The sequence below is a fragment of the Hydrogenophaga sp. FW305-3-2-15-A-LB1 genome (assembly GCF_058787875.1).
This window is the reverse complement of record NZ_JBYTAE010000119.1, coordinates 1-12,188: the sequence shown is the minus strand read 5'-3', so window position 1 is coordinate 12,188 and position 12,188 is coordinate 1. Positions and strand designations below refer to the sequence as shown.

Genomic DNA, 12,188 nt, shown 5'->3' with positions numbered 1-12,188 from the left:
GGCGGGTCATGGGTGCGCCGAGGCCATCGGCGGGCGTGAGCTGATCGGGCTGGGTGGGCACTTCCGTCTCGTCGGCCTCGCCGAAGTCGTCCGGTTCGAGCACCTCGCCGCTGCTCAGGGCCAGGGCGCGCTGCAACAGGTTCTCGAGCTCGCGCACATTGCCCGGCAGTTCGCGCGACTGCAACCAGGCCAGGGCGCGGGCCGACACCCTGGGCACGTTTTGCCCGGATTCGGCGCACAGCCGCGCCAGCAGAGCCTCCACCAGCAGAGGCAGGTCTTCGCGCCGTTCCCGCAGCGCGGGCGAGCGCAGGCCGATGACGTTGAGGCGGTAGAACAGGTCCTGGCGGAACTGGCCCGACTGCACGAGCGCGTTGAGGTCGCGGTGGGTGGCGCTCACCAGCCGCACGTCGACGGCTTCTTCCTGTACGCCGCCAAGCGCGCGCACGCGGCGCTCCTGGATCACGCGCAGCAGCTTGGCCTGCATGGCCAGGGGCAGGTCGCCGATTTCATCGAGGAACAAGGTGCCGCCCCGCGCCGCCTGGAAGTAGCCTTCGCGGTCGGTGGTGGCGCCGGTGTAGGCGCCCTTGCGCGCGCCGAAGAATTCGGCCTCGATCAGGTTTTCCGGGATCGCGCCGCAGTTGACCGCCACGAACGGCCCGCCGCTGCGGTGGCTGCAGTCGTGCACCGCGCGCGCCACCAGTTCCTTGCCCGTGCCGGACTCGCCCAGGATGAGCACCGGTGCCATGCTGGAGGCCACCTTTTCGATGCGCGACTTGATCTGCGCGATGCTGGGCGAGGCGCCCACGATGCGGCGCAGCGATTGCGCGCCGCTGGAGGTGGCGGCTGGTTTTCTGGGGGCGTCGCCCGCACCGCTGGCGTTGGGCGCGGGCGCCGTCGCGCCGTTGGCCATGGCGGCCGGGGACCCGCGCTGGCTTTGCAGTGCCGCCGTCACCGCGCTGCGCAGCTGCTTGAGGTCCACCGGTTTGGTGAGGTAGTCGAAGGCGCCGGCCTTGAGCGACTCCACCGCGTTTTCTGCCGATCCGTACGCGGTGATGACGATGCATTTTTCAGGCCGCTGGGCGTCCGCGAGTTCGCGCAGCAGGTCCAGGCCCAGGCCGTCGGGCAGGCGCATGTCGGAGATCAGCACGTCGAAGCGCTGCTGGGCGAGCCATTCGCGCGCCTGGGTGATGTCCGGCGCGGCCACCACCGCGTGGCCTTCGCGCAGCAGGGTGAGCTCGTACAGCGTGCGCAGATCGGGTTCGTCGTCGACGACCAGCACGGAGGCGGAGGAGGGGGCGGTGGCCATTGGCGTCGTGTTCAGCGGGTCGCCAGGGGGGCGTCACCCGAGAGCGGGTGGCCTTGGTGCTCGGCGCGCGTGGCCACCGAATCGCCCATCGGGTACGACAGGCTTTGCTGTGTCGGCTCGCGGGTGGGCGCCGGGCTGGCGGCGGGGATCAGCGCATAGAACTCGTTGCCTTCGCGCTGGTCCAGGCGCGTGCGGCGGTAGGCGATCTGGGCGCCGTAGCGCTCGCAGAGTTCGCGGCAGATGTACAGGCCCAGGCCGCTGGAGCGGCTCTCGGAGGAGAAGAAGGGCTCGAACAGGTGGCGCATCACGCTGGCTTCGAGTGCCTGGCCGTCGCTCCACACCGAGAGGCGAACATGCTCGCTGCCACTGGGCTGGGTGATCAGGCGGATCGAGGAGGGTTTGCCGCTGGCGTGGCGCAGGGCGTTGTCCAGCAGGTTGATGAGCAGGCGGCGCAGGTGCTCCGGGTCGAAGCCCACATGGGCCGCAGGCGCGTGGGCATGCACGCCCAGGATGCGCTCGGCCTTGCTCTGGCGCACCCACTCGTGCGCGATCTGCCGCACGGTCTGGTCCAGCGGCAGGGAGGGGGCCGAGGTTGTGTCCTGGCTGGGCTGCGCGCGCGCCACGTTGAGGATGTCGTCGACGATGCGCGAGAGCCGCTGGGCGTTCTGCTCGATCATGCGGGTCAGCCGCTTCTGGGCCGGTGCCTGCACCTCTTCATCGAGCAGCGCATTGGCCTGCGTGATGGCCGAGAGCGGGTTGCGGATCTCGTGCGCCACCGCGGCGGACATGCGGCCCATCGAAGCCAGTTTCTCGGTGCGCACGCGCGCCTCGACCTCGCGCAGGTCTTCGAGGAACAGCACGCACAGGCCCGCGCTGCGCCCGCTCTGCGCGGTCAGGCGGGTGCGCGCATGCAGGCGCTGGCTCGGCCGGTCCTCGTTGTCGATGGTGGTTTCGGTTTCCAGGGCCTCACCGCGCGCAAAGGTTTCGTTGACCAGGTGGGCCAAGTGCTGCCAGCTGGAGCGGGCGGACAGCAGGAGCTTGGCCGCCTGGGGCGAGACCTGGCCGAGCAGCATGGCCTGGGCCGCCGGGTTGGCGCTGCGCACCACGCCGTGCGGGTCCACCACCAGCACGCCCACCGTCAGGCTTTCGATCACCAGTTCGTTCACCTGGGCCTGCGCGCGCGCGGCGGCCTGGCTGCTGGCGGTCAGGGCCTCTTCGCGGGCCAGCCGGATCGCCAGCTGGTTGGCCAGCACGCCCACCAGGAAAAAGCCGGTGCCGGTGAGCGCCGCCTGCAGGAAGCGCGCGGTGGACAGTTCGCTGAACAAGGGCGCATGCAGCGCCGCTTCGCCCAGCAGGTAGAGCGTGACGCTGGCGGCGGTGGCCAGGGCCAGCGTGAGCGAGCCCAGGATGGAGGCCAGCAGCACCGGCAGGGCGAACAGCGCCGTGTAGTTGATGCTGCCGACCTGGAACGACTGCAGCAGCGCGAACACCAGCACATCCACGCCGATGGTCAGCAGCCATTGGACGTGCATCGGGGCGGCCTGCTCCGCCGGGCGCCACAGGTAGAGCGTGACCAGCGCGGCGCAGAGGTGGGCCGAACACACCACCACCAGCCAGTTGGGGCCGCCGGTCTGAGAGACCAGCATGAACACCTGCAGGGCGAGCAGCACGGTGGCGATGAACACCCGGGCCCGCATGAAGGCGCGCCACAGCCGGACGAAGGCACGCATGCGCTGTTCGCGGCTCTGCACATGGCTGCCCTCGAAAGCGGAGTACCAGGACGGGGCGAACTGTGAGCTGACGTCCCGGGCCATGTCAGGCGTCCATCCGGAGGGAGGTCATGCCGAACCGCCTTCGCGCAGCCGGCGGTGCTCGGTGCTGCAGTACGCGCCCTGCTGGCCCCGCACCGCCTCGGTCTCGGGCAGGTGCGTGCCGCATTGCAGGCAGGCCACCATGATGGTGGGGACGTTGGCGCGCGGCTTGGGCGGGGGCGCCTGGCGGGCGGCCTCGGCGCGGTCGCTCAGGCGGTTGTTGCGCCAGATGTAGAACGCCACCATCACCACGGCCAGGACGAGCAGGTATTTCATGGTCAATGCCTCAGCCGCGGTGCAGCATCACTTCGAGCACGAAGCGCGAGCCCGCGTAGCCCAGCAGCAGGAAACCGGCGGCCACGTAGAGCGTGCGCACGGCGACACGGCCGCGCCAGCCCAGGCGCCATCGGCCCCAGAGCAGTACCCCCATGGTGATCCAGGACAGCAGCGAGAAGGTGGTCTTGTGGTCCCAGATCCAGCGGTGGTTCAGGGTCTCGGAAAAATACCAGCCGGCCAGCAGCGTGGCGCTCAGCAAGGCAAAGCCGGCGGCGACGAAGCGGAAGGTGAGGCGCTCCAGCGTGAGCAGGGGCATGGACGCCTCGCTGGCATTGCCCAGCCGCATGGCCTTTTCGGCGCGCTGCATCAGCCAGGCATGCACCACCGCCGCGGCGATGAGGCCATAGGACGCGATGCCCAAGGCCCAGTGCAGCGGCAGCAGCGCGGAATGCAGGGCCGGGTAGCGCGTGCCCGGGAACACCAGCGCGAGCAGCACGACCACCATGCCCAGGATGGCCAGCGTCCAGCGCGCGCGCATCTGCGGGTAGAGCCGGCTTTCGATCAGGTAGACGGTGAGCACCAGCCAGCCGGTGACGGAGAGGGCGGGCGCGAACCCGAAGCGCGCGGGTTGTTCGAACAGGCCGAGCACCAGCACGACCAGGTGCAGCAGCCAGGCCAGGCCGAGCAGGCCGCGGCTTTGCGGCGCCGACATGCGCGGGTGGGCGATGGCGAGCATCGCGTAGGCCAGCGCCGCGCCGCCGGAGAACACGGCAGCGGGCAGGTTGGACGCGAGTGCGGGCAGCAGGCTCATCACCGGGGCAGCGCGCCAAGCGTGAAAAGGAAGGGCGCAGCTAAAATCATCCTCACAGTTTAACGGCCTTGTCCCTCCTGGACGCACCGGTCCGCCGACCCAGGCGCCCGCCTGACCGCCCGCCCGACGCGGGTTTCCGCCCTTTTCCCCTTCTACCCGAGGCAGCATGGCTTCAGCCCTTTCAGACCGACTTTCACGCATCGTCAAGGAAATGCGCGGGCAGGCCCGCATCACCGAGGGCAATGTCACCGACATGCTGCGCGAGGTGCGCATGGCCCTGCTGGAGGCCGACGTCGCCCTGCCGGTGGTGCGCGACTTCATCGCGCGGGTGAAGGAGAAGGCGCTGGGCCAGGAGGTGGTGGGCTCGCTCACGCCCGGGCAGGCGCTGGTGGGCATCGTCAACCGCGAGCTCGCCGCGACCATGGGCGACGGCGTGGCCGACATCAACCTCGCGGCGCAGCCGCCGGCGGTGATCCTCATGGCCGGCCTGCAGGGCGCCGGCAAGACCACCACCACCGCCAAGCTGGCCAAGCACCTGATCGAGAAGCGCAAGAAGAAGGTGCTTACCGTCTCGGGCGACGTCTACCGCCCGGCCGCCATCGAGCAGCTCAAGACCGTGACCGCGCAGGCCGGCGCCGAATGGTTCCCCAGCACGCCCGACCAGAAACCGGTGGACATCGCGCGCGCCGCGATCGATTACGCGCGCAGGCATTTCTTCGACGTGCTGCTGGTCGACACCGCCGGCCGCCTGGCGATCGACGAGGCGCTGATGCGCGAAATCCAGGAACTGCACGCCGTGCTCAAGCCGGTGGAGACGCTGTTCGTGGTGGACGCGATGCAGGGCCAGGACGCGATCAACACCGCCAAGGCGTTCAAGGATGCGCTGCCGCTCACCGGCATCGTGCTCACCAAACTCGACGGCGATTCGCGCGGCGGCGCGGCGCTTTCGGTGCGCGCCATCACCGGCGCGCCGATCAAATTCGCCGGCGTGTCCGAGAAGATCGACGGTCTGGAGGTGTTCGACGCCGACCGCCACGCGCAGCGTGTGCTCGGCATGGGCGACATCCTGGCGCTGGTCGAGCAGGTCACGGCCGGCGTGGACATGGCGGCGGCGCAGAAGCTCGCGGCCAAGGTCAAGAGCGGCGAGGGCTTCGACCTCAACGACTTCCTCGACCAGTTGCGCCAGATGAAGCAGATGGGCGGCCTCTCCAGCCTGATGGACAAGCTGCCCGCCGCGATGGCCGCCAAGGCCAGCGAGGTCGACATGGGCCGCGCCGAGAAGGACATCAAGCGCAAGGAAGGCATCATCTGCAGCATGACGCTCAAGGAGCGCCGCAAGCCCGAGATCATCAAGGCCACGCGCAAGCGCCGCATCGCCGCCGGCGCGGGCGTGCAGGTGCAGGAAGTCAACCGCCTGCTCAAGGAGTTCGAGCAGATGCAGGACATGATGAAGAAGATGAAGGGCGGCGGCATGATGAAGATGATGAAACGCATGGGTGGCATGAAGGGCATGCCCAAGCTGCCCGGCATGGGTTGAGGACGCCACCGCCATGACCGCGCCCACCGACCCCCACACCATTCAGGATCTCGCTTCGCTGCAGGCGCTGTTCGGCCCGGTGGGCGACGCGTCGGTGCGCAAGGAGGTCTCGCGCCTGCACCCGGTCTACCAGCGCTGGATCGAGGCCTCGCCGTTCGCGGTGCTCGCCACCGTCGGCCCCGACGGGCTGGACGCCTCGCCGCGCGGCGATCCGCCCGGGCTCGTGAGCATTCAGGACGAACACACGCTGCTGCTGCCCGAGCGCGCCGGCAACAACCGCATCGACAGCCTCAAGAACATCCTGGCCGACCCGCGCGTGGCCCTGCTGTTCCTGGTGCCCGGCGTGGGCGAGACGCTGCGCGTGAACGGCCGCGCGCGCATCTCGGTGGCGCCGGACCTGATGCAGCGCCTGGCCATGGACGGCAAGCCGCCACGGTGCGTGCTGGTCATCACGGTGGACACGGTGTTCTTCCAGTGCGCCCGCGCCATGAAGCGCGCCAGCCTGTGGGACGCGCGCGAAGCCGCGGCGGCGGTGCCCACGGCCGGCGAGATGCTCGCGGCCCTGACGCACAACGCCATCGACGGCGTTGCCTACGACCGCGCCTTGCCCGCGCGCCAGCGCGACACGCTGTACTGAGGCGTCAGCCCAGGGTGCGGGCCAGCGCCTGCGCCGCCGCCTCCAGGCGCGGCAGCTGCAACCGGGCCTGTGCCAGCGCCATGCGCGCGGCCGGTGCCTGCAGGGCGAGCGCGCAGCGCACCGTGCGCTGGCCGGGCGCGAACACCGGCACCGCCACGCACACCAGGCCTTCGACGAACTCCTCGGCGTCCACCGCGTGGCCGTCGCGCCGGATCGCCTCCAGCTCCGCTTCGAGGGCCTCGCGCAGCGTCAGCGTGTTGGCGGTGTAGCGCGTGAGCACCAGCCCGTCGAGCACGGTGCGGCGCTGGCGCGCGCCCATCCAGGCCAGGAACAGCTTGCCGCTGGCCGAACAATGCGCCGGCACGCGCGTGCCCGGGCGCAGCTCCAGCCGCAACGGAAATGCCGACTCCACGCGGTCGAGGTAGACCACCTCCGCGCCCGACAGGGCGGTGAGGTTGCAGCTCTCGCCCACCTCGGCCACCAGCTGGCGCAGCACCGCGTGGCGCACGCCCTGCTGCGTGCTGTTGCTCAAGGCGGCCTCGGCCATGCGCAGCAGGCGCGTGGCCATCGCGTAGCGCCGGCCGTCGGGCTCGCGCACCAGCCAACCGCCTTGCTCCAATTGTGCGAGCATGCGGTGCACGGTGGGCTTGGGCCAGCCGGTCAATGCGACCACCTCGGGCAGGGCCATCGGTTGGGCGTGGCGCGTGAGCAGGTCCAGCAGCTCCATCAGCCGCAGGCCCGGGCTGTTGTCGGTTTCTGTGTTCATATCTCGAAAAATGAGACGAATCCATAAATTATTCCGAGACGAATTCTAGAGGCCTCTACATTGCGGGCACAACTTCGAGGAGATAGGTGGTTTGACGACGACGCCGAGCTTTCACAACGCCGTGGTGACCGGCGCCTGCGGTGGCCTGGGCCAGGCGCTGGCGCGTGAGCTCATCGCCGCGGGCGCGCGCGTGGCGCTGGTCGGCCTGCAGCGTCCCGCGCTGCAGGCGCTGGCCGCGCTCGCGCCGGAGCGTTGCGCGATCTACCAGCCCGACGTGTCGGACGCGGCCGCGATGCAGGCCATGGCCGCCGACTGGATGGGCCGTTTCGGCGCGCCCGACCTGGTGATCGCCAACGCGGGCGTGGCCGGCGGCTTCGACACCGCTCAGGCCGGCGACCTCGCCGTGATGCGCCGCATGCTCGAGATCAACCTGCTCGGCGTGGCCACTACCTTCCAGCCCTTTCTGGCGCCCATGCGCGAGAGCGGCCGGCGAGGCGCGCTGGTGGGCGTGGCCAGCCTCGCGGGCTGGCGCGGCATGCCAGGCAACGGTGCGTACTGCGCGAGCAAGGCCGGCCTGATCGCCTACCTGCAAAGCCTGCGCGCCGAGCTGCGTCCCACGGCGCTGCGCGTGCACACCATCAGCCCGGGCTACCTGCGCACACCGCTCACGGCCGGCAACCGCTTCGCCATGCCCGGCCTGCTCGAAGCCGACGAGGCCGCGCGGCGCCTGCTCGCGGGCGTGGCCGCCGGCACCGAACACATCGTGCTGCCCCGGCGCATCGGTTGGCTTTCGCACGCGCTGGGCCTGCTGCCCGCGCGCCTGCACGACCGCATCCTGCTCGGCCAGCCGCGCAAGCCGCGCGCGGGCGAACCCGGCGCGACCGACATTCCAGGCCTGAAAAAATGACGACACCCACCGAACAGCAGATCGCGCTCATCGGTGCCGGCCCCTCGGGCCTGGCCGGCGCGCGCTGCCTGCAGAAACACGGCATCCCCTTCCAGGGCTTCGAGGCCCACACCGACGTCGGCGGTCTGTGGAACATCCACAACCCGCGCTCCACGGTGTACCAGTCGGCGCACCTGATCTCCAGCAAGCGCATGACGGAGTTCAGCGAGTTCCCCATGCCCGAGCGCGTGGCCGACTACCCGAGCCACCGCGAGCTGCTGGACTACTTCAGCGCCTTCGCCGACCACTTCCGGTTGCGCGAGCACTACCGCTTCGGTGTGCGCGTGCTGAGCGTGGTGCCGGTGAGTGATGCGCCCGGCACGCTGTGGCGCGTCACCACCGAAGACGCGGACGGCCTTCAGACCACCGCCGACTACAAGGGCGTGGTGGTGGCCAACGGCACCCTGGCCGAGCCCAACATGCCGCGCTTCGAAGGCCACTTCTCCGGGGAGCTGCTGCACACCTCGGCCTACAAGAGCGCCGACCAATTCCGCTACAAGCGCGTGCTCATCGTGGGCGCGGGCAACTCGGGTTGCGACATCGCCGTCGACGCCGTGCACCAGGCGCGCAGCGTGGACATCTCGGTGCGGCGCGGTTATTACTTCGTGCCCAAGTACGTGTTCGGCCAACCCGCCGACACCCTCGGCGGCAAGATCCGGCTGCCGCCCTGGCTCAAGCAGAAGATCGACAGCACCATCCTGAAGTGGTTCACCGGCGACCCGGTGCGCTTCGGTTTTCCCAAGCCGACCTACAAGATGTACGAGTCGCACCCGGTGGTGAACTCGCTCATCCTGTACCACATCGGCCATGGCGACGTGGGCGTGCGCGCCGACATCGCGCGTTTTGACGGCCACACCGTGCACTTCAAGGACGGGCGCCAAGGCGAGTACGACCTGGTGCTCGCGGCCACCGGCTACAGGCTGCACTACCCCTTCCTCGACCCCGCGCTGCTCAACTGGCAGGGCATGGCGCCCCGGCTCTACCTCAACATCTTCGCGCCGCGCTTCGACCGCCTCGCCGTGCTCGGCATGGTCGAGGCCAGCGGCCTGGGCTGGCAGGGCCGCTATGAACAGGCCGAGCTGGTGGCGCGCTATTTCAAGGGGCTGGACGAAGGCAAGGCCAGCGCCAGCGCGTTCCGGATCGCCAAGGCGGGGCCGCCGCCCGACCTCTCCGGCGGCTACAAGTACCTGCAGCTCGAGCGCATGGCCTACTACGTGAACAAGAACGTCTACCGCGACACCGTGCGCCAGGCGGCCGAGGCCCTGGCCTGACATCCCGCCCGACGACAAAGACAACAGACACAGGAGACCCGCATGCTGCCCGTGGACGAAATCCGCCTCAACTTCAACCCGGCTTCGCTGGCCGTGCTCAACGCGGTACTGGCCTTCCTGATGTACGGCATCGCGCTGGACACGCGCCTGGAGGATTTCCGCCGTGTCATGCGCATGCCGCTGGCGTTCACGGTGGGCATCGTGGCGCAGTTCATCGCGCTGCCGGCCATCACCTATGCGCTCACGCTGCTGCTGCAGCCAGGCCCCAGCATCGCGCTGGGCATGATCCTGGTGGCCTGCTGCCCGCCGGGCAACGTGAGCAACATCCTCACGCACCGCGCCAACGGCAACGTCGCGCTCAGCGTCTCGATGACGGCGGTGTCCAACGCCATCGCCATCGTGGCCATGCCGCTGAACTTCGCTTTCTGGGGCGGCATCCACCCCACCGCCGCGCCCCTGCTCAAGACCATCGCGCTGGACCCGCTGGAGATGTTCGGCCACATCCTGCTGATCATCGGCGTGCCCTTCGTGCTGGGCATCTGGTGCGCGCACCGCTTTCCGAACTGGACCGCGCGCTTCAAGAAGCCGGTGCGCATCCTCAGTTTTCTCGCGCTCATCGCCTTCATCGTCGGCGCCATCGCGGGCAACTGGCGCTACTTCCTCGACTACGTGGGCCTGGTGCTGCTGGCCGTGGTGATCCACGACGCGCTGGCCTTCGGCACCGGCTACGCCATCGCGCGCGCCGCCGGTCTGCCCGACTACGACCGCCGCGCGGTGTCGATCGAGGTCGGCATCCGCAACGCGGGCCTGGGCCTGGTCATCATCTTCAGCTTCTTCGGTGGCCTGGGCGGCATGGCCGTGGTGGCCGGCGTCTGGGGCTTCTGGGACATCATCGCCGGCCTGATCCTGGCGGGCTGGTGGGCGCGCAGACCGCTGCAAGGTGGCGTGCCGGGGATCGAAAAGCCATGAGCGCGGCCATGGACAAGGCGCCGGTGGCCCGGCGCGTGCTGGTCACGGGCGCCGACGGTTTCCTCGGGCGCGGGCTGATCGACGCCTTGGCGCGCGAGCCTCACATCGAACACCTGGTGGCGGTGGACGTGCGCGAGGTGCCCGTCGCGCGGCGTTCACCGCGCGTGGCCTACGTGGTGGAAGACGTGCGCGACCGCGCCCTGGCCGCCACGGTGGAGGCGCACGGCATCGACACCGTGGTGCACCTGGCCTCCATCGTCACGCCGGGCAAGGGGTCGAGCCGGGCCTTCGAACATTCGGTCGACGTGGGCGGCACGCGCAACGTGATCCAGGCCTGCCTCGCCCACGGCGTGGCCCACCTCGTGGTCTCGTCCAGCGGCGCGGCCTATGGTTACCACGCGGACAACCCGGCCTGGCTGACCGAAGACCACGCGTTGCGCGGCAACGAGGTGTTCGCGTACGCGCACCACAAGCGCCTGGTGGAAGAGATGCTCGCCGAAACGCGCGCGGCCCACCCGGCGTTGCGCCAGACCGTGCTGCGCATCGGCACCATCCTGGGCGAGCGGGTGGACAACCAGATCACGGCCTTGTTCGAGAAACCGCGCCTGATCGCGATCGCCGGCAGCGACAGCCCCTTCGTGTTCGTCTGGGACGAGGACGTGACCGGTGCGATCGTGCACGCGCTGAGTGGCGAGGCCGTGCCCGGCTGCTACAACGTGGCCGGTGACGGCGCGCTGACCATCCGCGAGATCGCCGCGCGCCTGGGCAAGAAACCGCGCGTGCTGCCGGCGGGCCTGTTGCGCACGCTGCTGCGCGTGGGCAGCTCGCTGGGCGTGAGCCGCTACGGCCCGGAGCAGCTCGATTTCCTGCGCTACCGGCCGGTGTTGCTCAACACCGCGCTGAAGCAGCGTTTTGGCTACACGCCGCGCAAGACCAGCGCACAGGCGTTCGATGCTTTTGTGGCCGCGCGCGCTGCGCAGGGGCGACCGGTGAAAGTGATGGCGTGAACCCTGTGCCTCTTTCGCGCGGCGATCTGCTGCGCGCGCTTGCGGTGGTGGTGATCTGGGGTTTGAACTTCGTGGTGATGAAGATCGGCTTGCAGGGCATCGGCCCGATGTTGCTGGGGGCCTTGCGCTTTGCGGCGGCGGCCTTGCCGTTCCTGCTGTTCGTGAAGTTTCCGAAGCTGCCGTGGCGCTATGTGGTGGCGTATGGCCTGGCGCAGGGTCTGGGGCAGTTCGGTTTTCTGTTCTTGGGGCTGCAGATGGGGATGACGGCGGGCATGGCGTCGGTGGTGATGCAGACGCAGGCGTTTTTCACGTTGTTGCTGGCGGTGCCGGTGCTGGGTGAGCGGGCGCGCTGGTCGCAGGGGCTGGGTTTGCTGGTGGCCTTGGGTGGGCTGGTGCTGATCGCGACGGCGCATGGTGAGGGGCCGGGGCAGATGACGTTGGCGGGTTTTGTGCTGACCTTGTCGGCGGCGTTCATGTGGGCGGTGTCGAATCTGGTGGCCCGGTTGGCGAGTCGGGTGGCGGATTACGAGCCGTTTCCGTTCATTGTGTGGAGCAGCGTTTTTCCGATTGTTCCGTTCATGGCGTTGGCGCTGTGGATGGATGGGCCTTCGGTGGTGTGGGCGCAGGTGGCGGGCTTGAGTCTGTCGGCGGTGTTGGCGGTGTTGTTTCTGGCGTGGCTGGCGACCTTGTTGGCCTACACGCTGTGGACGCAGTTGCTCCAGCGCCATCCGGCTGGGCGGGTGACGCCGTTTTCTTTGCTGGTGCCGGTGGTGGGGCTTTCGGCGGCCTGGGTTTTCTTTGGCGAACTTCCCCTGTTTCAGCAGTGGCTGGGGACGGGGGCGGTGTTGATG

Annotated in this window: 12 protein-coding genes; 7 read left to right on the top strand and 5 right to left on the bottom strand. The window is 69.4% G+C overall.

Annotated elements, in window-relative coordinates:
- The 4 genes from AC3WPZ_RS25995 to AC3WPZ_RS25980 form a co-directional block, all read right to left on the bottom strand.
- The coding region (locus tag AC3WPZ_RS25995) for a sigma-54-dependent transcriptional regulator (protein WP_492442266.1) at nucleotides 1-1,306 on the bottom strand (1,306 nt) is incomplete at its 3' end.
- Between the two features lie 11 nt (nucleotides 1,307-1,317).
- The gene (locus AC3WPZ_RS25990; protein WP_444687317.1) at nucleotides 1,318-3,120 is read right to left on the bottom strand and encodes a sensor histidine kinase; all 1,803 of its coding nucleotides are present in this window, start codon (nucleotides 3,118-3,120) and stop codon (nucleotides 1,318-1,320) included.
- Between the two features lie 24 nt (nucleotides 3,121-3,144).
- Nucleotides 3,145-3,393, bottom strand: coding sequence for a PP0621 family protein (locus AC3WPZ_RS25985; RefSeq protein WP_382154656.1), 249 nt, complete (start codon nucleotides 3,391-3,393; stop codon nucleotides 3,145-3,147).
- Nucleotides 3,394-3,403: 10 nt separating this feature from the next.
- Nucleotides 3,404-4,204: a cytochrome C assembly family protein gene (locus AC3WPZ_RS25980; RefSeq protein ID WP_382154659.1), complete on the bottom strand. Its 801-nt coding sequence runs from the start codon at nucleotides 4,202-4,204 to the stop codon at nucleotides 3,404-3,406.
- Nucleotides 4,205-4,370: 166 nt separating this feature from the next.
- Between AC3WPZ_RS25980 and ffh the strand changes: the two genes are divergently transcribed.
- The gene (ffh, locus tag AC3WPZ_RS25975) at nucleotides 4,371-5,741 is read left to right on the top strand and encodes a signal recognition particle protein (RefSeq protein ID WP_382321685.1); all 1,371 of its coding nucleotides are present in this window, start codon (nucleotides 4,371-4,373) and stop codon (nucleotides 5,739-5,741) included.
- 13 nt (nucleotides 5,742-5,754) lie between these two features.
- Nucleotides 5,755-6,378, top strand: a complete 624-nt coding sequence (locus AC3WPZ_RS25970; protein WP_444687316.1) for a pyridoxamine 5'-phosphate oxidase family protein — start codon at nucleotides 5,755-5,757, stop codon at nucleotides 6,376-6,378.
- 4 nt (nucleotides 6,379-6,382) lie between these two features.
- On the opposite strand, the gene AC3WPZ_RS25965 is transcribed toward AC3WPZ_RS25970, so the two are convergent.
- Nucleotides 6,383-7,144, bottom strand: coding sequence for an IclR family transcriptional regulator (locus AC3WPZ_RS25965; protein ID WP_382321681.1), 762 nt, complete (start codon nucleotides 7,142-7,144; stop codon nucleotides 6,383-6,385).
- A 91-nt stretch (nucleotides 7,145-7,235) separates the two neighbouring features.
- Here AC3WPZ_RS25965 and AC3WPZ_RS25960 point away from each other — a divergent pair, with 91 nt between their 5' ends.
- From AC3WPZ_RS25960 to AC3WPZ_RS25940, 5 genes are all read left to right on the top strand, one after another.
- Entirely contained in the window at nucleotides 7,236-8,051 is an 816-nt protein-coding gene (locus AC3WPZ_RS25960) for an SDR family oxidoreductase (RefSeq protein ID WP_492442264.1), read from the top strand.
- Complete coding sequence (locus tag AC3WPZ_RS25955) at nucleotides 8,048-9,361, top strand: flavin-containing monooxygenase (protein WP_492434268.1); 1,314 nt, start codon at nucleotides 8,048-8,050, stop codon at nucleotides 9,359-9,361. Before AC3WPZ_RS25960 ends, AC3WPZ_RS25955 begins: the two co-directional genes overlap by 4 nt.
- Before the next feature lie 42 nt (nucleotides 9,362-9,403).
- On the top strand, nucleotides 9,404-10,330 hold the full coding sequence (locus AC3WPZ_RS25950; RefSeq protein ID WP_382321679.1) for a bile acid:sodium symporter family protein: 927 nt from the start codon (nucleotides 9,404-9,406) through the stop codon (nucleotides 10,328-10,330).
- Nucleotides 10,327-11,337 (top strand): SDR family oxidoreductase, encoded by a 1,011-nt coding sequence (locus tag AC3WPZ_RS25945; RefSeq protein ID WP_492442262.1) that lies wholly within the window; start codon nucleotides 10,327-10,329, stop codon nucleotides 11,335-11,337. Before AC3WPZ_RS25950 ends, AC3WPZ_RS25945 begins: the two co-directional genes overlap by 4 nt.
- On the top strand, nucleotides 11,334-12,188 hold an 855-nt coding region (locus AC3WPZ_RS25940; protein WP_492442260.1), incomplete at its 3' end, for an EamA family transporter. The genes AC3WPZ_RS25945 and AC3WPZ_RS25940, both read left to right, overlap by 4 nt.

Bases quoted from the DNA above. Each gene is read 5' to 3' on its own strand.
- AC3WPZ_RS25990 (WP_444687317.1), bottom strand. From the start codon at position 3,120: ATGGCCCGGGACGTCAGCTCACAGTTCGCCCCGTCCTGGTACTCCGCT.
- AC3WPZ_RS25985 (WP_382154656.1), bottom strand. From the start codon at position 3,393: ATGAAATACCTGCTCGTCCTGGCCGTGGTGATGGTGGCGTTCTACATC.
- AC3WPZ_RS25980 (WP_382154659.1), bottom strand. From the start codon at position 4,204: ATGAGCCTGCTGCCCGCACTCGCGTCCAACCTGCCCGCTGCCGTGTTC.
- ffh (WP_382321685.1), top strand. From the start codon at position 4,371: ATGGCTTCAGCCCTTTCAGACCGACTTTCACGCATCGTCAAGGAAATG.
- AC3WPZ_RS25970 (WP_444687316.1), top strand. From the start codon at position 5,755: ATGACCGCGCCCACCGACCCCCACACCATTCAGGATCTCGCTTCGCTG.
- AC3WPZ_RS25965 (WP_382321681.1), bottom strand. From the start codon at position 7,144: ATGAACACAGAAACCGACAACAGCCCGGGCCTGCGGCTGATGGAGCTG.
- AC3WPZ_RS25955 (WP_492434268.1), top strand. From the start codon at position 8,048: ATGACGACACCCACCGAACAGCAGATCGCGCTCATCGGTGCCGGCCCC.
- AC3WPZ_RS25950 (WP_382321679.1), top strand. From the start codon at position 9,404: ATGCTGCCCGTGGACGAAATCCGCCTCAACTTCAACCCGGCTTCGCTG.
- AC3WPZ_RS25945 (WP_492442262.1), top strand. From the start codon at position 10,327: ATGAGCGCGGCCATGGACAAGGCGCCGGTGGCCCGGCGCGTGCTGGTC.